15 protein-coding genes are annotated in these 22,483 nt (G+C 66.2%); 10 read left to right on the top strand and 5 right to left on the bottom strand.

The window, feature by feature from the left end; genetic code table 11:
• Positions 1–64 precede the first annotated feature (64 nt).
• Positions 65–1,630, top strand: a complete 1,566-nt coding sequence (locus tag BMW78_RS00305; RefSeq protein WP_091755349.1) for an LLM class flavin-dependent oxidoreductase — start codon at positions 65–67, stop codon at positions 1,628–1,630.
• Between the two features lie 47 nt (positions 1,631–1,677).
• Here BMW78_RS00305 and BMW78_RS00300 read toward each other — a convergent pair whose 3' ends face one another.
• From BMW78_RS00300 to BMW78_RS00290, 3 genes are all read right to left on the bottom strand, one after another.
• Positions 1,678–2,136 (bottom strand): DUF6326 family protein, encoded by a 459-nt coding sequence (locus tag BMW78_RS00300; RefSeq protein ID WP_091755347.1) that lies wholly within the window; start codon positions 2,134–2,136, stop codon positions 1,678–1,680.
• 265 nt (positions 2,137–2,401) lie between these two features.
• On the bottom strand, positions 2,402–3,316 hold the full coding sequence (locus BMW78_RS00295) for a hypothetical protein (protein WP_091755345.1): 915 nt from the start codon (positions 3,314–3,316) through the stop codon (positions 2,402–2,404).
• 92 nt (positions 3,317–3,408) lie between these two features.
• Positions 3,409–3,915, bottom strand: coding sequence for a hypothetical protein (locus BMW78_RS00290; RefSeq protein ID WP_091755344.1), 507 nt, complete (start codon positions 3,913–3,915; stop codon positions 3,409–3,411).
• 623 nt (positions 3,916–4,538) lie between these two features.
• On the opposite strand from BMW78_RS00290, the gene BMW78_RS00285 reads away from it, so the two are divergent.
• The gene (locus BMW78_RS00285) at positions 4,539–5,060 is read left to right on the top strand and encodes an AMIN-like domain-containing (lipo)protein (protein ID WP_091755342.1); all 522 of its coding nucleotides are present in this window, start codon (positions 4,539–4,541) and stop codon (positions 5,058–5,060) included.
• Between the two features lie 30 nt (positions 5,061–5,090).
• Positions 5,091–5,711 carry an AMIN-like domain-containing (lipo)protein gene (locus BMW78_RS00280; RefSeq protein WP_091755341.1) on the top strand — a complete coding sequence of 207 codons (621 nt, stop codon included), beginning with the start codon at positions 5,091–5,093 and terminating at the stop codon, positions 5,709–5,711.
• A gap of 28 nt (positions 5,712–5,739) precedes the next feature.
• Here BMW78_RS00280 and BMW78_RS00275 read toward each other — a convergent pair whose 3' ends face one another.
• Positions 5,740–6,345, bottom strand: coding sequence for a GNAT family N-acetyltransferase (locus tag BMW78_RS00275; protein ID WP_091755339.1), 606 nt, complete (start codon positions 6,343–6,345; stop codon positions 5,740–5,742).
• 677 nt (positions 6,346–7,022) lie between these two features.
• Between BMW78_RS00275 and nrdR the strand changes: the two genes are divergently transcribed.
• The 3 genes from nrdR (at position 7,023) to dcm (ending at position 12,320) form a co-directional block, all read left to right on the top strand.
• Positions 7,023–7,520 carry a transcriptional regulator NrdR gene (gene nrdR, locus BMW78_RS00270; RefSeq protein WP_091755337.1) on the top strand — a complete coding sequence of 166 codons (498 nt, stop codon included), beginning with the start codon at positions 7,023–7,025 and terminating at the stop codon, positions 7,518–7,520.
• 185 nt (positions 7,521–7,705) lie between these two features.
• Positions 7,706–10,621 carry a vitamin B12-dependent ribonucleotide reductase gene (locus tag BMW78_RS00265; RefSeq protein ID WP_091755335.1) on the top strand — a complete coding sequence of 972 codons (2,916 nt, stop codon included), beginning with the start codon at positions 7,706–7,708 and terminating at the stop codon, positions 10,619–10,621.
• 247 nt (positions 10,622–10,868) lie between these two features.
• Positions 10,869–12,320 (top strand): DNA (cytosine-5-)-methyltransferase, encoded by a 1,452-nt coding sequence (gene dcm, locus BMW78_RS00260; protein WP_091755333.1) that lies wholly within the window; start codon positions 10,869–10,871, stop codon positions 12,318–12,320.
• Here dcm and BMW78_RS00255 read toward each other — a convergent pair.
• Positions 12,299–12,730 (bottom strand): very short patch repair endonuclease, encoded by a 432-nt coding sequence (locus BMW78_RS00255; RefSeq protein WP_245735577.1) that lies wholly within the window; start codon positions 12,728–12,730, stop codon positions 12,299–12,301. The two genes, dcm and BMW78_RS00255, sit on opposite strands and share 22 nt — an antisense overlap.
• A 364-nt stretch (positions 12,731–13,094) precedes the next feature.
• Here BMW78_RS00255 and BMW78_RS00250 point away from each other — a divergent pair, with 364 nt between their 5' ends.
• The 4 genes from BMW78_RS00250 to BMW78_RS00230 all read left to right on the top strand — a co-directional run bounded on the left by BMW78_RS00250 (position 13,095) and on the right by BMW78_RS00230 (position 22,483).
• The gene (locus BMW78_RS00250; protein WP_177180218.1) at positions 13,095–15,059 is read left to right on the top strand and encodes a DUF262 domain-containing protein; all 1,965 of its coding nucleotides are present in this window, start codon (positions 13,095–13,097) and stop codon (positions 15,057–15,059) included.
• Positions 15,060–15,067: 8 nt separating this feature from the next.
• Complete coding sequence (locus BMW78_RS00245; protein WP_177180217.1) at positions 15,068–17,803, top strand: Z1 domain-containing protein; 2,736 nt, start codon at positions 15,068–15,070, stop codon at positions 17,801–17,803.
• Positions 17,804–17,808: 5 nt separating this feature from the next.
• Positions 17,809–18,873: a PD-(D/E)XK motif protein gene (locus tag BMW78_RS00240; protein ID WP_091755327.1), complete on the top strand. Its 1,065-nt coding sequence runs from the start codon at positions 17,809–17,811 to the stop codon at positions 18,871–18,873.
• A 553-nt stretch (positions 18,874–19,426) separates the two neighbouring features.
• Positions 19,427–22,483: a hypothetical protein gene (locus BMW78_RS00230; RefSeq protein WP_091755323.1), complete on the top strand. Its 3,057-nt coding sequence runs from the start codon at positions 19,427–19,429 to the stop codon at positions 22,481–22,483.

Below are 22,483 nucleotides of genomic sequence, written 5' to 3'. Positions count from 1 at the left end.
GACCGCACTCGGCTGCACAGGACCCCCGGCTGTGCGCCACACCCGATGAGGAGAAGGTGGACCTGTGAGCGACTACGGACACGACCTGCTCTTCGGCAGCTTCGTCACGCCGACGGCCCAGCAGCCGCAGCAGGCGGTGCTGCTCGCCCAGGCGAGCGAGCAGGCCGGCCTCGACCTCGTGACCTTCCAGGACCACCCCTACCAGCCGGCGTTCCTCGACACCTGGACGCTGATGTCGTATGCCGCGGCCCGCACCTCGCGAATCCGCCTGTCCGCCAACGTGGTGAACCTTCCGCTGCGGCCTCCGGCCGTGCTCGCGAGGGCCGCCGCCAGCCTCGACCTGCTCAGCGACGGCCGGGTCGACCTCGCGCTCGGGGCCGGGGCCTTCTGGGACGCGATCGAGGCGATGGGCGGCCGCCGCCTGTCACCCGGTGAGGCGGTGGAGTCGCTCGAGGAGGCCATCGAGGTGATCCGCGCGCTGTGGGACACGGGCACCCGCGGGGGAGTGCGCGTCGAGGGCAGGTACCACCGGGTCGTCGGGGCGAAGCGGGGTCCCGCGCCGGCACACGACATCCCCATCTGGGTGGGCGCGCTCAAGCCGCGGATGCTCCGCCTCGTCGGCCGCCTCGCCGACGGCTGGCTGCCGAGCCTGTCCTACCTCGGCGGGGTGGAGGCGATCGGCCGGGGGAACGCGGTCATCGACGAGGCGGCTCTGGCCGCCGGGCGACACCCCGCCGACGTGCGACGCCTGCTCAACATCGGTCCGCGCGAGCTCGAGCCCGAGCTGCTCGCCGAGCTGGCGCTGGCCTACGGCGTCTCCGCGTTCATCGTGGCGGGCGACGACCCAGGGCTGCTCCAGCACGTCGGGCAGGTGGTGGCGCCCGAGGTGCGCGAGCTGGTCGAGGCGGAGCGGCTCGGCGTGGAGCCGCCGCCCACGTCGGCCTCCTCGGACCGACCGGAGGAGCTCTCCGAGAACAACGGCAGCACAAGGGAATCCGTGGTCACCGCGACGCCGGAGACGGCACAGCTGGGCGTCGAGCCGACACCCGACCCCGGCACGCGCCTCAGCGCCGGTATGCCGTGGGACGAGGCGGCGCGCCCGTCGGCGCCCGAGGTGGCGGACACGGCATACACCGACCGTGGTCGGCAGGTGAGCCAGCACCTGGTGGACGTGCACGACGCGCTGCGAGCGGAGCTCGGCAAGGTGCGCGACATCGTCGAGCAGGTGGTCGAGGGGGCGCGTGACATCGGCAGCGCACGCTCGGAGATCAACCGGATGTCGTTGCGGCAGAACGACTGGACGCTCGGTGGCTTCTGCCAGGCCTACTGCCGGATCGTCACCCAGCACCACACGCTCGAGGACGAGGGCATCTTCCCGCACCTGCGCCGCACCGAGCCGTCACTGGCACCGGTGGTCGACAGGCTGGTGGAGGAGCACCACGTCATCCACGAGGTGCTCGAGGGGGTCGACCGGGCGCTCGTCGAGCTGGTGGCCCACCCGGGCGACCACGAGCGGCTGCGCGCGGCGGTCGACCTCATGACCGACACACTGCTCTCGCACTTCTCCTACGAGGAGCGCGAGCTGCTCGGTCCGCTGGCGCGGCACGGGATGTACGCCGGGCAGCTCTGACCGGGCCGGTGGACCGATGAGCGCCCACGCGTCTCGTGCAGGTGGCGCTAGCCGGCGCGGACCCGGGCTTCGTGCGTCGTGCTGGCGCTCTCGCTGACCGCCTTCGGCCAGGTCCAGGCGTAGTAGGCGATGCCCGCGAGCAGGGCGACCTCGATGGCGCTGCCGAGGATGTAGTAGCTCCACTCGCCGATCGCGCTTCCCGCGACGGTGACGGCGTAGAGGACCGCCAGGACGATGTTGGCCGTCCGCGTGATCTTCACGGGCAGGACGAGGCTGAGGAACACCATCAGGCTGGGCAGCGCGACGTAGACGATGACGCCCAGGAGGTAGCCCTGGCCGATGGAGAACGCGGAGATCTTGCCCGCCTCGAGGTCGGCACGGACGTCGGCGCGGTACAGGCCGAACAGGTCCACGTAGACGAAGACGAACAGCATGGAGACCCAGAGTGCGGAGATCTTGAGCCGGGGGTTGATCCAGGAGTCGCGGTAGGTGCTCGTGCTGCTCATGTGGCGCTCCTTCTGATCGGTCGGCAGACGTCGTCAGAGCACCGTTGTCAGAGCACCGTCCTCAGACCCCCATCGTGAGAGCGCCGGTCCTCCACACGCGTCCTCTGCGCACGTCCCCGACCTCCAGTCTTCAGGAGGTCTCGAGCGACGTCAGAGGCGAAAGGCCCTGCGGACAGCAGCGGGCGGCAGGCCGGCCGGGCGCGGCGGGGGCGACCACGTCACCGACCGACCTGCCGCTGCAGGGGACGATGTGAGGATGTGAGGACTACTTGATGAGCCCGGCGTAGACGCAGCTGACGCGCGGGTTGAACGGCTCGTTGATGCCGTCGGGGTTCGACTTCCAGATCCAGGCGTGCAATGAGTAGAACGCCGGGATCTTGTAGCGGTTCGGGGAGGTGGTGAGCATGAACTCCACGCCGTTCAGCTTGGGTGGCGTGAGGTTGCCGGCCTTCTCCCAGGCGTCCTTCGGCACGACGTACTCGACCGCGACGAAGTCGAGCTTGCCGTCCTTGTTGGGCTCGTAGACCAGGGCCTCGGGCTTGGTCGCCTCGACCTTGGCGTCCACCAGCTTCATGTTGATCCAGTGGAACCCCATCGCCGGGGCCTTGTTGGAGTTCGGGTCCTGGGCGATGCAGCCGTGCAGCGGCACACCTGCTGGCGGCCGGGCGTAGCCGGCACGCTCGGCGGCAGCGACCGAGAAGAACGCGGCCGTTGCGGTGCGCACCTCGTTCCACGGATCGGTCGCGACCTTGTGGTGCCGCTTGTGGTGGTGCTTGTACCCGTCGTCGTGGTGACGGTGGTGCTTGGGCGGCTCGTGGCGTGGGGGCTTGTGCCGTGGGTCCTCGTGCCGTGGGTAGTGGTGTCGCGAGTCCTCGTGTCGTGGCTCCTCGTGCTTCTTGTCCTTGTACTTCGCGGGGTCATACGTGCCGTGCTCGTCGTGCCTGTCGCCGCGCGGGTCCTTGGTCGGGGGCTTGTACGGGGGCTTGGGGTCACGGGGGTCGCACTGGTCTCGAGGAGCGATGCTCTGGAAGCTCGCTCCGTCCTCGTGCTTCTTGTGCTTGCAGTAGTTCTGCCTGCCGTCGCTCGGTCTGTCACCGGCTTGGGCGGTGGTTGCTCCGGCGATCAGCGGAAGCGCCGCGACGGCGAGGGCCGCTGCGGTGCGGGTCAACGTGGAAGTCATGTCGTGCTCCTGGTGTTCGAGGGAGCGCTCGTGGAGTGCTCGGGGGAGGGGTGCGGGCCCGGGGGGTCGCCCGCACCCCAGTCACGTGGCGGTCAGTCCGCCGGGATCTTGCTGCCGGCGAACGTGCCGGTGGCGCTCTGGGTCGGCTGGCCCTTGGGGTAGACGCTGACCCGGAAGGTGCCGGAGACGGTGCCGTCCCGGTTCAGGTGGCCGCGGGCCTGCACCCGGTAGACACCGGCGTGCATGGTGCCCTCGGCGGGGAAGCCACCCCAGAAGGTGGCGACGAACCGGCCGCCGCCGCGGTAAGCCCAGCTGCCGCTGGCCGGCGTCGCGACCGGGTCGATGTCGTTGGCGATCAGCACCCCGCCGGGGATCAGGCTGATGATGGCCTTGGTCACCTCGGGTGGCGCTGGGGCGTTGTTGCGGTGGGTGATCAGCCAGCTCCCGTAGAGGGCGCTGCCGTTGCCGTAGTCGTGGTGGTCGCGCCGGTCACTGGCGGCGGCCGCTCCTACCCCTGCCCCCGCCACCAGCATCCCGCCGGCAGCGACTCCCGCGGCGGCCCGCACGGCCTGCCGCCTGTCGATGGTGAGCTCGCTCATGGATGAACCTCCGTGGTCTGCGACGGCCCCCTGCTCACCTGCCAGCCTCCGCGCGTCGTCGCCGCGGGTTCAACGAGCGGAGGTCCTAATGACTGCTCCGAGAGCGCACGCCCTCGAGGTGACGCGTGGCTGTTTCGACCTGCGACGGATCACGCGGCCGGTGGCGAGCGGCCCTGCGCAGCAGCGCGTACCTGTGCCCGCCCTGTGACCCTCCTGTGGTCGCCGCACGGTCGTGTATGCCGTGGTGGCGGCCCTCGTCCGCGCCTGCCGCGCGATGCGTAGCACGTCCGTCCACCCGATGGGCCCGCGAAGCACCGAACGGCGGCGGGTCCTCGTTCCTCTCAGGGCCCTCACCGGCTCGGCAGGCGCAACGGTGCAGGCCCAATGGCCCTGCGCCCTTGTGCCTTTTGCGGGAACACGCTGAAGCCGTGGGGAAGGGGTTGGCCGCCGCGGCTGTGGCGCTCGTGCTGGCCGTCGGGTCCTGTGGGGCGACGGACCAGTCCTCCACATCGGGACACGGCTCACCGACATCGCGTTCCACCTCGACGACTGCGCCCACCACACCCGCCGGCCTGACCTTCGGGCCTGCGACCTCTCCGGTGGATCCCGTAGGCGCCCACATCATGGCGATCGGTGGAAGCGTCTTTGGTGATGACGAGCACGGCATGGACCAGCTCTGGTGGGACTTCACCGGTGGGGCACCGCGGTGCGTGGCCGAGTACGTCACCCCGCCGATCACCGACGAGCAGACAGGGGCAGTGGTCGAGGTCGCCGGCAGCGCCTTCGTGCGGATGCGGTGCTCGCCGGTGCACGCTCTCGACCTGACAAAGCGCGAACAGGGGGCGGAGGCCTCCCAGCGCTTCGATGCGTCAGGTCGCTACCGGCTCGGGGGCGAGTCCCACTTTTCCACCGCGCGCAACATCGCCGAGGTCGTGGTGACGGGATGGGGAGCCGGGGTCCTCACCGTGACGGTCGGCCTGCGCCACCGCGCTCCGCTGGGCATCGCCTGGGCGGGGGTGACGGCCCGAGCGCGACCGGCGAGGGCGGCGTCCAGGGTGCCTGGCTGGTGGTCATGCAGTAGCCCGACTCCTGCCATTGTGCGGGCGGACGGCATTGTGCGGACGGGCGGCCGAGCGCACTGTTGAGCCATGGGATCCGGGCGCAGCCTCGGACGGATGTTGACCACCTCCGTGGGTGCCCTGCTGGCGGCCGGCTGCGTCGCCGGCTCGCCCCCGTCCTCGTCGTCCGGCGCGGACGCGGTCCCCGAGGGGGCAGCCACCGGTGCACCGACCGCGTCACCCGGCGCCCCGGCGGGCATGAGCTTCGGCCCGGTGGTCTCCGGGGTCCAGCCGATGGGGCACTACACCGTGGCGACCGGCGGCGCGGCGGCCGACGGTGACGACGGCACCGACATCGTTTGGCTCGACTTCACCGGTGGCTCCCCGCGGTGCGTCGCCGTCTACGTCGACCCGCCGATCATCGAGGACATCACCAACGACGTGATCCCGATCGGCGGGCGTGCGTTCCTCCGGGTGCGGTGCTCGCCGGTCGACGCGGTCTCGATGCCCCCGGCGATGACCGACGCGGAGGGGGCGCGCTACGACCCCGTCTTCGCCGTCTACCGCTTCCGCTCCGGGGGAGCGCGCAACGTCGTCGAGGGCGTGCAGACCGGGTTCAGCGACCGTGTCTTCACCTGGACGATCGGGCTGCGGCACGTCGCGCCGTTCGCCATCGGGTGGGTCGGCCAGGACGACGGCAACGGCCGCCAGACCGCGCGGGTGGCGATCCTCCAGTGACCCTTCGGAGGACCGGTCGCGCGTCCGGTCAGGTGAGGTCGCGGCGCATGGTGAGCCGCGGCATACCGCCTGCGATCGCGTCGGTGCGGCCCACGACGCGGAAACCGGCCCGCTCGAACATCTTCCTGGTGCCGACGAAAGCCATGGTCAGGTCCATCCGGCCCTGCGGGTCGACCGGGTGGGCCTCGACGGCCGGGGCGCCGTGGCTGGCGGCGTAGGCGACGGCACCCTCGATGAGCGGAGCGGTGACGCCGCGCCTGCGGTAGCCCGAGCGCACCACGACGCAGACGATGCTCCAGACGGGCAGGTCGTCGGTGGGCGGGATGAGCTTGGACTGCGCGAGGCGGGTGATCTCCGAGCGCGGGCCGATGTTGCACCAGCCGACCGGCGTGCCGTCGAGGTAGGTGACGACTCCCGGCGGGTGCTCGCGCTCGCAGAGCCGGCGCATCGCCTGCTCGCGGGCGTCCGGGCCGGTGCCGCCGAGCTCGGTGATCTCCCTCGCCTTCAGCCGGTGCGAGAGGCACCAGCAGGTGTTGGCGCGACGGCTCTTGTTGACGATGTCGGCGAAGTCCTCGAACCGGTCGGGCGTGACGGGGTGCGTCTCCCACGTGGACTCAGTGGTCGCGGTGGCCATGACCTCAGCAAAGCATCCACCGCCGACACGGCCCACCGTCGATGGGCCAGGAGACGACAACGTGATCCCTGATCGCGTCGTCTACTGGCCCCTCGCCAGACCGCGCGGGTGGCGATCCTCCAGTAGCGCGGCCCGCCCGCCCTCCCGACCCCTGTCCGCCCCCCTTCCCGCCCCCTTCCCGCCCCCTTCCCGCTCTCCTCCTGCTGACGTCGACACGCTGGGAAACGGCCCTTCGGTGGCCGTTGAAGGGCCCTTTCCCAGCGTGTCGACGGGGGAGGCCCGGGTCGCAGCCAGGCGAGGTATGCCGCGGGGCCGGCCACGCGGCATACCGCCGCTTGTGCACCCCCACTTGTCCACCACATGTGGGGGTCGGGACCGGCGCCCACACCCCACATGTAGGGTCGCGGAACGCGTCACACGAGCCTCATCCGTCACGGCGCGGCGCGCCTCCCACGCCCCTGACCTGCGGCGATACATCGTTCGGACGATGTTTGAGCGAGCCGCTTGCATCGGGGGGCGGGGTGGGACAAGATATCCCTACATCTAGTGGTTACACCGTTGTCATTCGTCCACATGTAGTTCACAGGCGGAGGCCGGTTACCCACAGATTGTCCCCAGACGGTCCACATGGTCGTCCCCAGGGAGAACGTCGAGAAGCGCAGCGGAAGGAGCCCCACATGCACTGCCCCTTCTGCCGCCACACCGACTCCCGGGTGATGGACTCCCGCACCACTGACGACGGCAGCTCGATCCGCCGTCGCCGCCAGTGCCCGGAGTGCGGCCGCCGCTTCACCACCATCGAGAGCGCGAGCCTCACCGTGGTCAAGCGCTCGGGCGCCTCGGAGCCGTTCAGCCGCTCCAAGGTCCTCGCCGGGGTCCGCAAGGCCTGCCAGGGCCGGCCGGTCACCGAGGACGACCTCGCGCTCCTGGCCCAGCGGGTCGAGGAGTGCATCCGACAGGCGGGACACGCCGAGATCGACGCCCACGAGGTGGGCCTGGCGATCCTCGGCCCGCTCCGCGAGCTCGACGAGGTGGCGTACCTGCGCTTCGCCTCCGTCTACCAGGCCTTCGACTCCCTCGAGGACTTCGAGGCCGCCATCACGCTGCTGCGTGCCGAGCGTGACGCCACGGGCGTCGAGCCCGGCGACGCGCCTGCCGCAGGCAAGCAGCCCTAGAGCTCCGGTATGCCGCCCGGCCAGAGCAAGCGGCATACCGGAACCAACGCACAGAGCACCACCACTGCACCACCAGCAGGACCGCACGGGGGATGACCGACTGACAGCGTCGACTGTCGGTGGTCGGACCGAGAATTCACGTAATGACCGCAGCACACCATCACGAGGGGTCAGGGAGGCCACCAATGACAGAAACCGCCGGAGCACGTGCAGGTGCCCGCAAGAACGGTCGTGGCAAGGGCATTGCCATCGAGCGGATCTACACGACCCCTGGTGTGCACCCCTATGACGAGGTGACCTGGGAGAAGCGCGACGTCGTCCAGCAGAACTGGAAGACCGGCGCGACGATCTTCGAGCAGCGCGGCGTCGAGTTCCCCGACTTCTGGTCGGTCAACGCCTCCACCATCGTCACCACCAAGTACTTCCGCGGCGCCCTCGGCACCGAGAAGCGCGAGAACAGCCTCAAGCAGCTGATCGACCGCGTGGTGCTGACCTACGTCAAGGCCGGCAAGGACCACGGCTACTTCGCCACGCCCGAGGACGCCGAGATCTTCGAGCACGAGCTGACCTACGCCCTGCTGCACCAGGTGTTCAGCTTCAACAGCCCGGTCTGGTTCAACGTCGGCACCTCGTCGCCGCAGCAGGTCTCCGCCTGCTTCATCCTCGCGGTCGACGACTCGATGGACTCGATCCTCAACTGGTACAAGGAGGAGGGGAAGATCTTCCAGGGCGGCTCCGGTGCCGGCCTGAACCTCTCCCGCATCCGCTCCTCCAAGGAGCTGCTGTCCTCCGGCGGCACCGCCTCCGGTCCGGTCTCCTTCATGCGCGGTGCCGACGCCTCCGCGGGCACCATCAAGTCCGGTGGCGCCACCCGCCGCGCGGCGAAGATGGTCGTGCTCGACGTCGACCACCCCGACATCGAGGAGTTCGTCGAGACCAAGGCGCGCGAGGAGGACAAGATCCGCGCGCTGCGTGACGCCGGCTTCGACATGGACCTCGGCGGCAAGGACATCACCTCGGTCCAGTACCAGAACGCCAACAACTCGGTGCGCGTCTCCGACGAGTTCATGCGCGCGGTCGAGGAGGGCACCGACTTCGGCCTGCGCTCCCGCACCACCGGTGAGGTCATCGAGTCGGTCGACGCCCGCAAGCTCTTCCGCGACATCGCGAAGGCCGCGTGGGAGTGCGCCGACCCGGGCCTGCAGTACGACGACACCATCAACGACTGGCACACCAACCCCGAGACCGGCCGGATCACCGCGTCCAACCCGTGCTCGGAGTACATGTCGCTCGACAACTCCTCGTGCAACCTGGCGTCGCTCAACCTGCTGAAGTTCCTCCGCGAGGACGACACCTTCGACACCGCCACCTTCCAGAAGGTCGCCGAGCTCGTCATCACGGCGATGGACATCTCCATCTGCTTCGCCGACTTCCCGACCGAGGGCATCGGCGAGACCACCCGTGACTACCGCCAGCTGGGCATCGGCTACGCCAACCTCGGCGCGCTGCTCATGGCCACCGGCCACGGCTACGACTCCGAGGGTGGGCGCTCGCTCGCCGCGGCGATCACCTCGCTGCTCACCGGTGCCGCCTACAAGCGCTCCGCCGAGCTCGCCGGCGTCGTCGGCCCGTATGCCGGGTACGCCCGCAACGCGGACGCCCACAAGCGCGTGATGCGCAAGCACCAGGCCGCCAACGACGCGATCCGCCCGCTCGACACGATGGACAACGACATCCACCGCGCGGCCACCAAGGCGTGGGACGCCGTGGTGAAGGTGGGGGAGAAGAGCGGCTACCGCAACGCCCAGGCGTCGGTGCTGGCCCCGACCGGGACCATCGGCTTCATGATGGACTGCGACACCACCGGCATCGAGCCCGACTTCTCCCTGGTGAAGTTCAAGAAGCTCGTCGGTGGCGGCTCGATGCAGATCGTCAACCTGACCATCCCGCGCGCGCTGAAGAAGCTCGGGTACCAGGAGGAGTCGATCGAGGCGATCGTCGAGTACATCGCCGACAAGGGCCACGTCATCGACGCCCCCGGCCTGAAGCCGGAGCACTACGAGGTGTTCGACACCGCGATGGGTGCGCGCGCCATCTCCCCGATGGGCCACGTGCGCATGATGGCCGCGGTGCAGCCGTTCCTGTCCGGCGCGATCTCCAAGACCGTGAACCTGCCGGAGGACGCCACGATCGAGCAGATCGAGGACGTCCACATGCAGGGCTGGAAGCTCGGCCTGAAGGCGATCGCGGTCTACCGCGACAACTGCAAGGTCGGCCAGCCGCTGTCCGACGGTGGCTCCACCGCCAAGGACAAGGCCGCTGCTGCTGACGCCGCGGCTGCGGGTGTGAAGGTCGAGAAGGTCGTCGAGTACCGCCCGGTGCGCAAGCGCCTGCCGAAGCGCCGGACCTCGCAGACCACCTCGTTCGCGGTCGGCGGAGCCGAGGGCTACCTCACCGCCGGCACCTACGAGAACGGCGAGCTCGGCGAGATCTTCCTCAAGTTCGGCAAGCAGGGCTCGACCTTGGCCGGCGTGATGGACGCCTTCTCGATCGCCGTCTCGATCGGCCTGCAGTACGGCGTGCCGCTGGAGACCTTCGTCGAGAAGTTCACCAACCTGCGCTTCGAGCCGGCCGGCCTCACGGACGACCCGGACGTGCGCATGGCGCAGTCGATCATGGACTACGTGTTCCGCCGCCTGGCGCTGGACCACATGGACTTCGAGACCCGCTCGTTCATGGGGATCCACACCGCCGACGAGCGCGCCCGCCAGCTCGAGACCGGTTCGTACGCCCCGGTTTCCGAGGAGTCGGACGAGGAGATCGAGGACGAGCTCGAGAGCCTGCAGCAGTCGGCTCCGGTCGCCAAGGCCGCCAAGCCGGCCGAGCCGAAGGGTGACGACAAGGCGTCCGAGGTGAAGTTCGGCGCCGGTGCTGCCTCCGCTCGTGAGGTGTCTGGTGTGGCGAGCTCGGCCGAGCTGCTGGAGAAGTTCCAGGGCAAGGCTGCCGACGCGCCGATCTGCATGACCTGCGGCACGAAGATGCGCCCCGCTGGGTCCTGCTACGTGTGCGAAGGCTGCGGCAGCACCAGCGGCTGCAGCTGAGAAGGCGCTGTGGTTTGGCCCTCGACCGACAAATGGTCGGGGGCCAAACCGCGTCTCGTGAGGCGCACGATGCGGTTGTCATCGGTTGCGAGTGACAGTCGATGCTGAACTGGCCCCTTCGCCCACTGTGGGGCAGCGTCCTGCCGCTTACTGAGCTGTCGGCAACCGACGCGGGGTGCTTCTAACGGTAAATGGGATGCGCGGGTCGCTCAAAGGGTGAATCCGCCTGAGCAGTTAGGGTTCGAACATGGGTTCGACATCCTCAGGTTTCACCTTCTCCGACCTGTTCGCGGGTGTCGGCGGCTTCCACGCCGCCTTGCACGCCGCTGGAGGGCAGTGGGTCTTCGCGAGTGAGATCGATCGGGACGCGGCTGGCGTTTACGACTACAACTGGCTAAGGCCGCTACGGAAGATGGGTGCAGCGCCGCCTGCAGGGGTCTCGAAGTTCCGGGTCAGCGGTGACATCGTCCCGCTCACCGAACCGAAGGTTCAGGTTCCGCATGCGGACGTGTTGGCCGCCGGGTTCCCCTGCCAGCCGTTCTCCAAGAGCGGCAAACAACTCGGGATGGAAGAGACCCGAGGCACCCTTTTCTGGAACATTGCCCAGATCTTGCAAGATGAAGAGCGTAGGCCCTCGGTTGTTCTTCTTGAGAATGTCCGCAACCTGGCAGGTCCGCGGCACACTGAAACTCTCGCGACGATCGTCAGGACCCTGCGGCAGCTCGGCTATCGAACGGCTAGCAAGCCAGCAGTCCTCTCGCCGCACCTGCTGCCTCCCGAACTCGGCGGTCGGCCGCAGGCGCGCGAGCGGGTCTTTATTCTCGCCCACCACGTCGGGCGCGAGACCGCCGAGGATGCGGCAAACTACGACGATCCGATCGTTACGACTAGGACCTCATTCGGCGACTGGAACAAAAAGAAATGGAGCCTCGAGGAACATCTGCCACTCGAGAAGGCCGCGGATAGCAGGTACGAGCTGGAGTCGACCGAGAGGAAGTGGATCGACACCTGGAACAGCCTCCTAACGGACGTCGCCATGCGCCTCGATCCCGGGGAGCGCCTTCCAGGATTCCCAATCTGGGCCGATGCTTTCCGCACCGTCCAAGCGGCTGCGGACATCATCGAAGCAGCCGAACTAAGAGGTGAGCCCCTCCCGGCATGGAAGGCGGACTTCCTGATCAAGAACGCGCGCTTCTACGAGCGCCATGCGGAAGTCATCGATCGTTACCAGATGACCATCGACAGTTTCCCGGCTTCGCGTCGCAAGTTCGAGTGGCAGGCTGGCCCGCACGTCGCGCTCGAAGAATCGATTCTTCACTTCAGGCCATCGGGAATCCGGGCGAAGCGACCCGACTACGTGCCCGCGCTCGTGGCCATCACGCAGACCTCTGTTCTGGGGACTCGCCGTCGTCTCACCCCCCGCGAGACCGCCCGCTTGCAGGGGCTCCCGGACTGGTTCGAGTTCCGCCAGTCGGATGAGGAGCACACCAACGGGTGGGTGCAGCAGAAGGATGCCGCGTCGTACAAGCAGATGGGTAACGGGGTCAACGTCGGGGTCGTCTTCTTCCTATTCTGCCGCTACGTGCTGGAGCACTCCGAGGAGATTCCGCAGCACATCGTTGATGCTGTGCGTACTGCCTCGGAGGATGGCCGGCGCGGCCCGGACAGCGTTCTCACTCAACTCAGTCGCGACCGGTAGGTCTCCTCGATCACGAACGCTGCCTCCTCCGGGTCAACGTGTTCCCAGAACCTCAGCGCAATCCAGCCGGCGCGCTCGAGGGCCTGGTTCGTGTCCGCGTCCCGTGCTTTGTTCAGTTCGACCTTCCACTGCCACCAGTTGGAATTTGTGCGTGGCAGGACGTGGTGATCGGGGCAGCCGTGCCAGAAGCATCCGTCGACGTAAACGGCGAGGCGCGCCCGTGTGAATGCGATATCGATGGTGCGACGCCTGTTTCCGGGGACCTTGAACTGAACCCGGTACCTGAGGCCCCTCCGGTGGAGGGCACGACGGAGGTCGACCTCGGGCTTGGTATCCCGCCGAGCCAGGGTCGACATGCGCTCAGACAGAATCGGGCCTGGGCGCGCCCGCGCGGGCTCGTCCTTGTTCACTGCACCACCTCTGAACGATGATCCCACGGTGGGGCCGCACGAGATGCCGCAGCCCCTTCCCTGATTCCGGGTAGCGTGCGATATCGATGCCCATCGCAACAATTGGAGTGCACGTCGAGTGAGTGCGAAATCGAAAGCGGAAGCCACCGAGCGGATGTACCGGCTTGCTGGCGTTCCGGCTGAACCGCTGGGGCCCGGGAGCAAGGAGAAGCGCTCTGCCCTAGAGGCCCTCGGGCGTGTCGTGGGCTTGGACCTAACCACCGTTCATACCAAAGTTGCCTGTGGGGCCCAGATTGCGGCGCGGCTTGGCGTCGCGTGGGACAGTTCCTGCCACTCTGCGGGCGACACGATCACTCTGGTGGGCATGAACAGGCTGCTGGATGCTCTCGACCTGGACGAGACCGAGGTGCCGGCAAGTATCCGCGTGGCAAACCCTTTGGGGATAGGCAAAAGTGAGGCGCACCAAATGACTGGCGTGGACACCGAGATAGAGCGACGGATCGCCGACGCGATCGCCGATCTCAGCAGCACGGAGCAGGCACCTTCGGGCTTCTCAGATAACCGCGTAGAGGTGCGGTCCGGCGCTGTTGACTTCGCGGACGGAAGCTGGCGGACAGGTCTCGTGGAGGTGGTCGAATGGCTGCACCTCGACGAGGAACTCAATCAGGAGTCAGACGAGGCATTTGACCGCTCGTTGGCCGAAGCGCTCGAACTCGAGCCGAGGCAAGGAGCGGCAGGGTTGCCCGCGCCTGACGGCAGTAGCCTGCTGCAACGACTCGCCGAACGACTCGACCGTGCTGTGGACTTCCGTAATGCCTTCATCGAAGAAGTCGCCAAGATCGACGAGGGGACGGCAACGCTTGAGAGTGCTACCGGCGTCTGGGCGGACAAGTGGGAGGAGGTTTCCGAAGAGGACGAGGTCGAGGGCAGCGGTCCGATCCACGCTGAGGCGACGACGTGGACCATCAGCGACTTCGTTGGATACGCCGAGAACGCGGAGTTGAACCTCAGTCCGTCCTTTCAGCGAGCCGATGTGTGGGTGACGACGATGTCACAGCAACTCATCGAGTCGGTCCTGCGCGGTATCCCGCTGCCTTCAGTGATCATCCTCGAGAGAGTCGACCTGGAGGCGGGCACGACCGCCTACGAGGTTGTCGACGGAAAACAGCGGCTTACCGCTCTCCTTCGCTTCACGGGCTGTCACCCGGTTGCGCTCGAGGAGGTGCGGAAGAGGGCCGTGGAGTGGGAGATTCCCGACCTGTTGAACACCTTCCAGAGGGACTACCCCGAGTTCAAGAAGATTTGGAAGAAGCGCAGTCCCGAAGCGCTGACGGCCACGCTGGAACGTGAGAGTTACTTCCCCTTCCCTCTGCGTTCGGGGGAGGTGAAGCCACTCAGCGGCGCCCTGGCCGCCCTGCGCGGGAAGTACTACTGCCAAGTTCGTGACGTTAAAATTCCCGTCCTCGGGGTGCCGCGAGCGGTGAGCTACGTTTTCGAGAAGTCATCCGCGGATTATCGCCTCCCAGTTATCACCTACAAACAGGTGTCGGACGAGCAGATCCACGAAGTATTCAGCCTCTACAACAAGCAGGGGAAGCATCTCAACGCGGAGGAGATCCGCAATGCTCTCTACCACCACCTCGCCTTCATGAAGGCTCTCGTCGTCACGGCTGGTGACTCCGGAAATGTCAAGGACGATGCGACTTTCCTTCAGTCCGAGTGGCATGACTTGCAGTCAACGCAGACAATTCTAAACGGATACGGATTCCCTCGGGCCGGTTACAAGAGAACCAAGTTGTTATCTTGGGTTTCAGCAGCGCTGTTCCTCCCTGGTGAAGCACTTCCCGGCCGATCGACAACCAACCACATCAATGCGTTGCTCAAGCGGATCTCTGACGACAAGACCGACCGTCTTCGCGATCAGGCGACGGTTCTGAAAGCAATGGTGGTCCTCGACAAAGGGCTCGACGCGCACGCCGCCATCGGCCAGGAGATCTGGTCAAAGACATTCGTGAACTCGCGCGGCACCGGGAAGTGGCAGGAGCTTCAACTCGTCTCGTCACTCATCGCGCTCAGCGCCGCTCACGTGGTTCGCGGTGACGCGCTGGTCGACGAGCTCGAGGACAAGTTCAGCGAAATTCAGAAGGCTTCAGCAAAATGGGTACGGCCGAGGAAGTCGCAGTCCAAGGACCAGTGGGAGTTCATCGCCAGGGTTGTCTGCGAGCTCCTCGCCCTACTGCAGGTCGACATCGCGGACGTCGATGACAAGCTGACGTCGGATTTTGGTGCGTCTGGCCTCGGTGACCTCGTGTCGGTGCACACCGGATGAGTTCGGGTGTGAGCCACGGCGCCCCTCAGCACATCTGGATTGCAGAGCCTTCTTCGAAGGAGACTTGGTGGAGCCGCTACGACGCAGTCTTGGCCGATAAGGTCGGGTATCAGAGCCGAAAGGTCATCGACGCGGACGCCTCTTTCATCGTCGAGCGTTGCATCCTAGTAAATGCCCCGCCCCCTGCGGTCGACGAAGAACGGTCCGGCGAAAGGCGAGGGGTCGTGATGGGCGCGGTGCAGTCGGGAAAGACGGCCTCGATGCTCGCCGTGGTCGCGAAATCTCTCGACGCTGGACTGGATGCGATCGTGGTACTCGGTGGGACCCGCACTGCCCTTTGGTTGCAGACGTGGGAACGGCTGCTCGATCAGCTTGACACGTTTACAGACCGGCACCTACGCCGAGTCATGTTGCCGGTCTCCGACCCGAACAGCATCGTCGATGGCGCGCCGGGGCCCGGCTTGTATACGCTGACCGAGCAACAGGCTAACCGCGCCCTTTCCAACCACCGTCCGATCATCTTTGTCGCGATGAAGCAGGTGTCACACCTGGAACGGGTTGCGCGGACACTCCGCGAGGTGGTCTACCCGGTCGTCGAGAGGCTGGACCGGCCCTTCCACCTTCTTGTGATCGACGACGAGGCTGACGACTCGTCCATCGCGGAGGCTGATCTCGCCGCAGGGGCGAGCCTTCAGGAGCGCCAGGTGCCCCGACGCATCGTCGACCTCTGGGAGTCGCGGAAGAACCCGGGCCGGACCGCGATCGCGCAACTTCGCGCTACCTATTTGGCGTACACGGCAACTCCTCAGGCGAACTTCCTGCAGGACCCGTCCAACCCGCTGGCGCCGACTGATTTTGTGGTCTGCCTCAGGACGCCGGGCTCCCATGGAGATGACAAGAAGCGTGAACCAAGCTTCAAGGTGCACGAAGGTGTTCCGGGCTGGTACACGGGTGGGGACGCCTACTACAAATCCCCGCTCGGCTCGATACCACTTTGCGTTCCCATTGATTCGGTCCCGGAGGAAGACCGGTTGCCGAACGCTATCCGCGGGTTCCTGGTCGCTAGCGCTGTGAGGCTTGCACGCGACTCGGGGGCGGTCGGCCCAACAAAGGCAGCAACGCATGTCTACGGTTCAGCCTTGGAGGCCAAAGCAGCGGCAGGACCGGTCATGTCGATGCTGGTGCACCCGTCGGCCGCCCTGGATGCCCATTTCGACACTGCGGCCAGAATTCTTGAATGGTCATCAGGCCTTCCGCCCGGAGATGGCACCTTACTGATCGCTAATGGACGCCTGAACCTCGGCACCGCCGGAATCGTCCGAGACATGGACGAGCACCCCGACCGCTGGGCCACCTGGTTGACCAACTACGAGCAGGCAAACCAAGTCGTCGCTGCGCAGGAGGGTGTGACGCCCGTCTGGCCCGACTTGGACTGGGACCATGTCCGAGTCCGGATCGTCAATGACCTGATTCCGGCCACGAAGGTCGCGGTGATCAACAGTGATCAGCGTTCGGCGGACCGACCAGTCTTCGAACCGTCTCGGATCGAAGACGGTTGGCGGGTCGCGCCGAACCAGAGCACCATCTTCGTGTCTGGCAACGTCATGAGCCGAGGTCTTACGCTCGAAGGCCTGAGCACAACACTCTTCACGAGGTCGACCGATGATCCCGCATCTGACACCCAGATGCAGATGCAGAGGTGGTTCGGTTACCGCGGAAGTTACATCGACGTCTGTCGCGTGCTCATGCCAGCGAGCCAGCTCAAGCTGTTCGAGGAGTACCACGAGACGGACCTAGCTCTGCGGGTCCAGGTTCTTGACGCAATGTCGGAGGATGAACCAGCGCCCCCGACTGTGCTGCAGAGCCGGGCATTCAAGGCGACAGCGAAGGTTCGGGGTACTCGGGGACGCGGACTTTGGCCCGGCCCGACTCCCTTCATGACGTGGTTGAATCCGCCGCTTACCGATATCGAAAACCAGCACGTCGTCAGAGACGTGTTTATGGAGCCGGCGACCAGCGTTGGCGGCCTTCCGCGAACTCGCGGTCTTCTGCTCCACCGCACGTTGACGCTGACCGAGACGGCCGATCTCCTCGATCAATTGACCTACCCTGCCGTTGGAGACGGCGCAGTTGACCCTGAGGCTGATGCGCGCTGGAAGACGGTGGAACGTGTAGCGGGCCTAGCCCCCACCGACCCGTTGTTTCCGGTGTTCCGAATGCGGCTCGACACGGAGCCGTCGAGTTGGGGCGTGGAGAGCCCCAGCAACCTCGCGGCGTACCTGCGTTTCTGGGCCCTCGCCCTCGAGCGCAGGGTAATGGCCACCTTCAGCACGGACGAGCCACCGCAGCGTTGGAGTCTGCTCGACTTGGCCGTGCGCGGTGACGAGCAGCCTCGGTTTCGTGTAGGACTTCGCTTCGGCTCCGGGGACAAGGTCGTTGAGGGTCCACTCTCTGAGCTCCCACATTCTGTTTACGGTATGCAGCGGCGTGACGATGGCTCGCGCCTCTGGTCGAGATGGGGGGCGAGGACTGACCATGGAGGGGCAATCTGGGGGGATGAGTTCTTCGACTGCTATCCAACGGCGGTGCTGCCAAACCTCACGCCCAGCGGCGCCCGCGAACGCGGATCGGACGGACTTCTCCTCTTTAACGTCATTGAGCGCACCGGCGGTGGCGTCTCGATCGCGCCGGCGCTCAATATCCCCGTTGGCGGTCCCGATCAGGTCCACGCGGTGAAGGCGTAGCGGCGTTGGAGAGCAAGAGCGCGACATACGAGCGTCTGAAGAGGGACATTGGCCTGCTCGAGGCAGCGGCGGACCACCTCCACCGCGATCTTCATTGGGTGGAGAACGCCCCGCTGGCAGTAGCCCGGAACCAGGACAGCTGTATCGAGGTCTTCCTGGCAGGGGGTCCGTTGCGCGCATCGATTCGGATCGTGGAGGATCTCCTGGAGCACCAGGTGTGGGCCTACTCGGGCGGTGAGTTTGCGGCTGCGAGAATCGTCCTCCCGTTCGGGGAGCATTTCGATCGGCTGGCGGCCGTTCTCTGCGTCGACCTCATTGACAATGACCTCGCGCACGAGCGACAGGAGGCATTCTCGGCCGTCGAACCAATGTTGGGCCTTGCTTTGCAGCGGAATACGGTTGGCGACCCTGTCCTGAACGGTCTGATCGGGGAGCTCGAGCTATTGCGCCGTCTTCTTCTCGGGGCGTCCCCTGCCAGTCGGCCCGACGTGCTCCAGGCTTGGGCGGGAAGCGTGCCTTCGGCCCGAGACTTCCAACTCAACACTGTTGGCGTGGAGGTGAAGGTTACGCAGGGCCGGGTCTCGGCCCATCATGTGTCCGGCGTGCACCAGATCGAGCTGGGCTCCGGGAACGGCGGAGTTGCGGAAACGAACATCTTCCTGCTGAGCCTCGGCATCGAGTGGCTCAGTCGGGGAGTGGGCGGAACCTCGCTCCCTGACCTGGTCAACTCCTTGCTCGCCCTCACGCCAACTGCAGCTCGGGCGGACCTGCTCGCCCAGATCAAGCAATACGGCGGTGACATCTCCATCGGGTACGACCACGATCGAGATCAGTGGAAGGGCCGGTACAGCGGACGGTACTTCGTCCGCTTCGAGCGTCTCTACGACATGACCGACGACCGGCTCGAACTCCTCTCGAGTTCCGACCTAGTGGGCCTTAGAAACATCGACCCGTCGTCGGTCGAGTTCAAGGTGGTACTGCAGGACCAAGTTCGAGGAGACCTCAATCCCGTCAAAGGCTGGGACGCCCTGGTGCCTCGCCTGCTGGAGACGGCCGGTATCCAGAACTAGTTGTGCTCGATTACGAGGTTGGTGACAGTGGGTCTTTGACGGGGGGAGAACCTCCGGGCTGAGGTGTGGCTTGTCGAAGGTCGCACCTACCCGGAGGTTCTTGTGTCCCACGCAGACGCCCCTCTCAACGTCCTTTGTCGCCTGATGGTGGTGGACCGGGGTCCGCCGGCAAGGCGATGGGCCTGTCGCGCCAATGCGCGCAACTCTGGCTTGCCCAGATCGCCGAAGGCCAGGCCGCGCTGGTACACCGGTCCTCGCGGCCGCGACGCTGCCCACGCGACATCTCATGCCTGTCAGGCCCGGCATACTCGCGCGTGTCCTGCGTGACCGTTGAGGATCTCGATGGCCGACCCTGCTCACTCTTGGTGATTGCCGCTCGCGTTCGGCCTCGGCGCTGCGCACGCCTGCGACCCGTCATGTCTCAGAAGTGGCGCCAGTGCCGCTGTAGGTCATTTGTCCGAGAATTCGACGATTCGCCAGCGACTGTCGGTGTGCTCCGCTAATTTCGGGCTGGGCCGCGACAAGGAAGCCGCGGGGGTCGTGGAGTGGTGAGTTGAGCAACGCAGCAGAGAAGTGGCAGAGGTATCTGGCTTGGAATGCCGCGCTAAGCGCGCAATGGTTCAGCCGCGAGCTGGCTGACCACCCGGCCTACCTTGACGTCGATCCGGAATTGATCGAGAAGGTAGCCACCGATCTGGGTATCACGGACGATGCCGTGAAGACGCTGGTCCGTGACGTTCGACGCTCACTGTGGCTACATGACGATCGTCCGTTGGCTATGCATGCCTCGAGTCTGGAGGAGTGGCGTCTCGAGCTTAGGCGGGCACGGTCGCAGAAGTCATTTGTGAAGTCGCCACCACCCGTCGTTGCCCTGTTGGCGGTCTACACGTTGGCTGCTCACCAGATGGGTGCAGACAACCAGTTCGCCGCGAACGCTTACCGCCCACGACTCCAGGCGCTACTGCAAGTACCCGCCACAGAGTCGCGACGGTTCGACACCGCGTTTTCGAACACGAGTGAGGACTTTTGGAGGTCCGTCAACGAGTACCTCGAGATGTACGAGGGGCAACTCGGCATGCCCACGGCATACGCCCTTGGTCATCGGTACGTCGGAATTCCACAGTCACAAGCCCTGGTCCGGTCGGCGGACCGGCGACGTCTTCCGCAGTTCTTCCGCATGTTCGGCTTTGCGCCTGGCGCCGAGGTCATCCCGGGTGATCTCGAGCGGCTGCTCGACCTGTGGATCGGCCAGAACCCGAGCCCGGTGACCACGAACTTGCAGAGGTTGTGGCGGGGTGGAAAGGCTCGCGAACGCATCGCCGGTGTCGTGAGCGTCGAGCTCGCACACTGGGACGGCAGCTATGACAGGGGGGACACTGGAGAGACTCCCATCGGCGGTGAGTTGCAGCTCACCGCCCTGTTGAGGCGTCGCTTGGGCGGTCAGAACGTCGAGTTGTCTTTCGCGGCCAGGTTCGCGAAACCCGTCGACGTCACCGAACTACAGGTCAAGAGTGCCGAGGGGGTGCCAACAGTCTCCGTCGTGCCGGCCGCGGGGGGTAGGTTACGGCCTGCTCCGGCCAGTCGTTTCGACGAAATATCCCTCGTGGGCGCCAACGTCACCCTTGCGGAGGGCGTTCATGGCCAGACTGCCACGCGGCAACCTCGGAGGGTGGTGCCGCTTCATCGAGATGACCTCCTCGGCGTCTTCGTGGAGGCCGAACGCATGCAGTTGGCTGAGGACGCCATGATCCTCGTGAAGGACGAGCCGACCCTTACCGAGAATGTGCTCGAGATCGTTGGGCAACATGGGTGCTACGACACTCTCTTCGCGTGCGAGGCGCGTGACGGGGTAGTCGCGATGCCGGGGTTGCCTGAGGGGTGGCTCCTCGTTGACGGTGTTCAGATCTACGCCGTTCCCCAGGACGTCAAGCGTGCGGACCTCAACCCCCTGATTCCCTTGACATCCGCACAACTGACTCTCGCCGGCGGCATGAAATTGCCGGGGCGCGTGCGCAAGTGGTCCAGCCACCTGCCGCCAGAAATCCGCGCTGCTGTGACGGACGCGCGCAAGCTCGAGGTGATATTGCGCTCGATGGCTGGGACGGTTGGCGACCCGGTGGAGCTTGCTTGGGTACAAGAGCAGAGCATGATTGTCGTTCCGCTTGCAGACGAAGGCCTAGGCGACGGGGATTACGAGATATCCCTGCGCTCAGACGGTGTCTCTATCGCCCAGTCGACCCTGCGGTTGAGGTCGGGTGACACCCCGGATCTCATCGGCTGGGAGACCTGCACCCGCTTGGTGCACGAGCTAGACGTGGGCCGGTTGGGTGCGCTCTCAGCCACGGAGATGTCGGGGGAGTCCGATCTGCTCGTCGATGGTCCAAGGGCGATTGGGGCGCCGGCCAGCCCAGCAGTGGATATGGACACCTCGACCTCCCCCGGGTGGGCCACGCAAAAGGGCACGTCGGTGCAGCGAGTCATCCCGGTGGTCCTCGGAGAGGCGGACCCGAACTCGTGCCTTGTGACGGGAATGCACCGATTGGAGCTGCCAACGTTCATGGGTGGCTACGTGCGAGGCCATATCGACGGAGTATGCACAGGGTGCGGTCTCGTCAAGAGGTTCCCAGCGAGGCCAAGGGCTAAGAAGAGGCAAGCCAAGAGCGCAAACGAGTTCCGCCTGGACATCGCTGCGCTACCGCCGCGCTTCACGATGAGGGTGGACCCGGATAGCTGCCTCGACGCTCTGATCCACCTCGGGGGTGGGCCGATTGGGGCTCTGGAGCGGGTAGCCACCCAGTCGGAGGGGTCAAGCCTCTTCGTCGACGAGTTCGTGCGCACCCTTGAGGTGCTGGGACATATCGACGTGCGGCGCGACGACCGGCTTTTGCCTGTCGAGTGGGAAGTCACCCCATGTCAGCTGGCCGAGCTTCAGGATGGGCGCTTTCTTCTCACGGGTGCTTGGTCTGACAGCCGACGCGCCGACCTTGGGTCTGTTGTCAGCGACTTCGGCGGCCGACTGACCGCCGACCGCCCCGACGGTGCCGGGATGTTCACACAATGGACGCTACGCGGCGTCGACCTGGATGCGGCACAGGCTATGGCCGAGGAGATCGGAGACTGTGATGTTGCGCCTGATGCCGCCTGGCAGCTGTTGTGCGCCTTGCCCACCTTGGGTGAGGTCGAGGCCGCGCTTCCGTTGGTCGACATACCCGCGTACACCAAGGCTCAAGTCTTCGACCTGGACCTAGCGAGCTGGCAGCCGATCCCAGGCGTGGCTCGCGCAGGTGCCTATCGCCTGGAACAGTCCTTCAGGTCCGTGACCTTGTGGATTGACGAGGACGGGGCCCGGAGACGACAGGGCCGTCTGGCTTCCGTCCAGCTGGTGAAGCACCTGGCCGCCCGGGCAGCCGGCCGGCCGCTGCTCGCTCACCTTCCGCAGTCCCAGACGCTGGTCACAGCTCTGGGAGCCGACCTCCCGGGTCTATATGGACGCGTCGCTGCGCTTTGTTCAGGTGCCCCGCCCTCGCCGTCCCCCAAAACCCGTTGTCTTGCCTACCCCGGGGTCCCGTCACGGGTCGCTCGCGGCCTGACAGGGCTCATGAGCCAGTAA

Source organism: Pedococcus cremeus, assembly GCF_900111375.1.
Classification (GTDB): Bacteria; Actinomycetota; Actinomycetes; order Actinomycetales; family Dermatophilaceae; genus Pedococcus_A; species Pedococcus_A cremeus.
The sequence above is the reverse complement of the archived record's forward strand: the minus strand, read 5'-3'. Positions and strand labels throughout refer to the sequence as shown.

Bases quoted from the DNA above. Each gene is read 5' to 3' on its own strand.
- BMW78_RS00285 (WP_091755342.1), top strand. From the start codon at position 4,539: ATGGCGATCGGTGGAAGCGTCTTTGGTGATGACGAGCACGGCATGGAC.
- dcm (WP_091755333.1), top strand. From the start codon at position 10,869: ATGGGTTCGACATCCTCAGGTTTCACCTTCTCCGACCTGTTCGCGGGT.
- BMW78_RS00295 (WP_091755345.1), bottom strand. From the start codon at position 3,316: ATGACTTCCACGTTGACCCGCACCGCAGCGGCCCTCGCCGTCGCGGCG.
- BMW78_RS00275 (WP_091755339.1), bottom strand. From the start codon at position 6,345: ATGGCCACCGCGACCACTGAGTCCACGTGGGAGACGCACCCCGTCACG.
- BMW78_RS00250 (WP_177180218.1), top strand. From the start codon at position 13,095: ATGAACAGGCTGCTGGATGCTCTCGACCTGGACGAGACCGAGGTGCCG.
- BMW78_RS00300 (WP_091755347.1), bottom strand. From the start codon at position 2,136: ATGAGCAGCACGAGCACCTACCGCGACTCCTGGATCAACCCCCGGCTC.
- nrdR (WP_091755337.1), top strand. From the start codon at position 7,023: ATGCACTGCCCCTTCTGCCGCCACACCGACTCCCGGGTGATGGACTCC.
- BMW78_RS00265 (WP_091755335.1), top strand. From the start codon at position 7,706: ATGACAGAAACCGCCGGAGCACGTGCAGGTGCCCGCAAGAACGGTCGT.
- BMW78_RS00290 (WP_091755344.1), bottom strand. From the start codon at position 3,915: ATGAGCGAGCTCACCATCGACAGGCGGCAGGCCGTGCGGGCCGCCGCG.
- BMW78_RS00280 (WP_091755341.1), top strand. From the start codon at position 5,091: ATGTTGACCACCTCCGTGGGTGCCCTGCTGGCGGCCGGCTGCGTCGCC.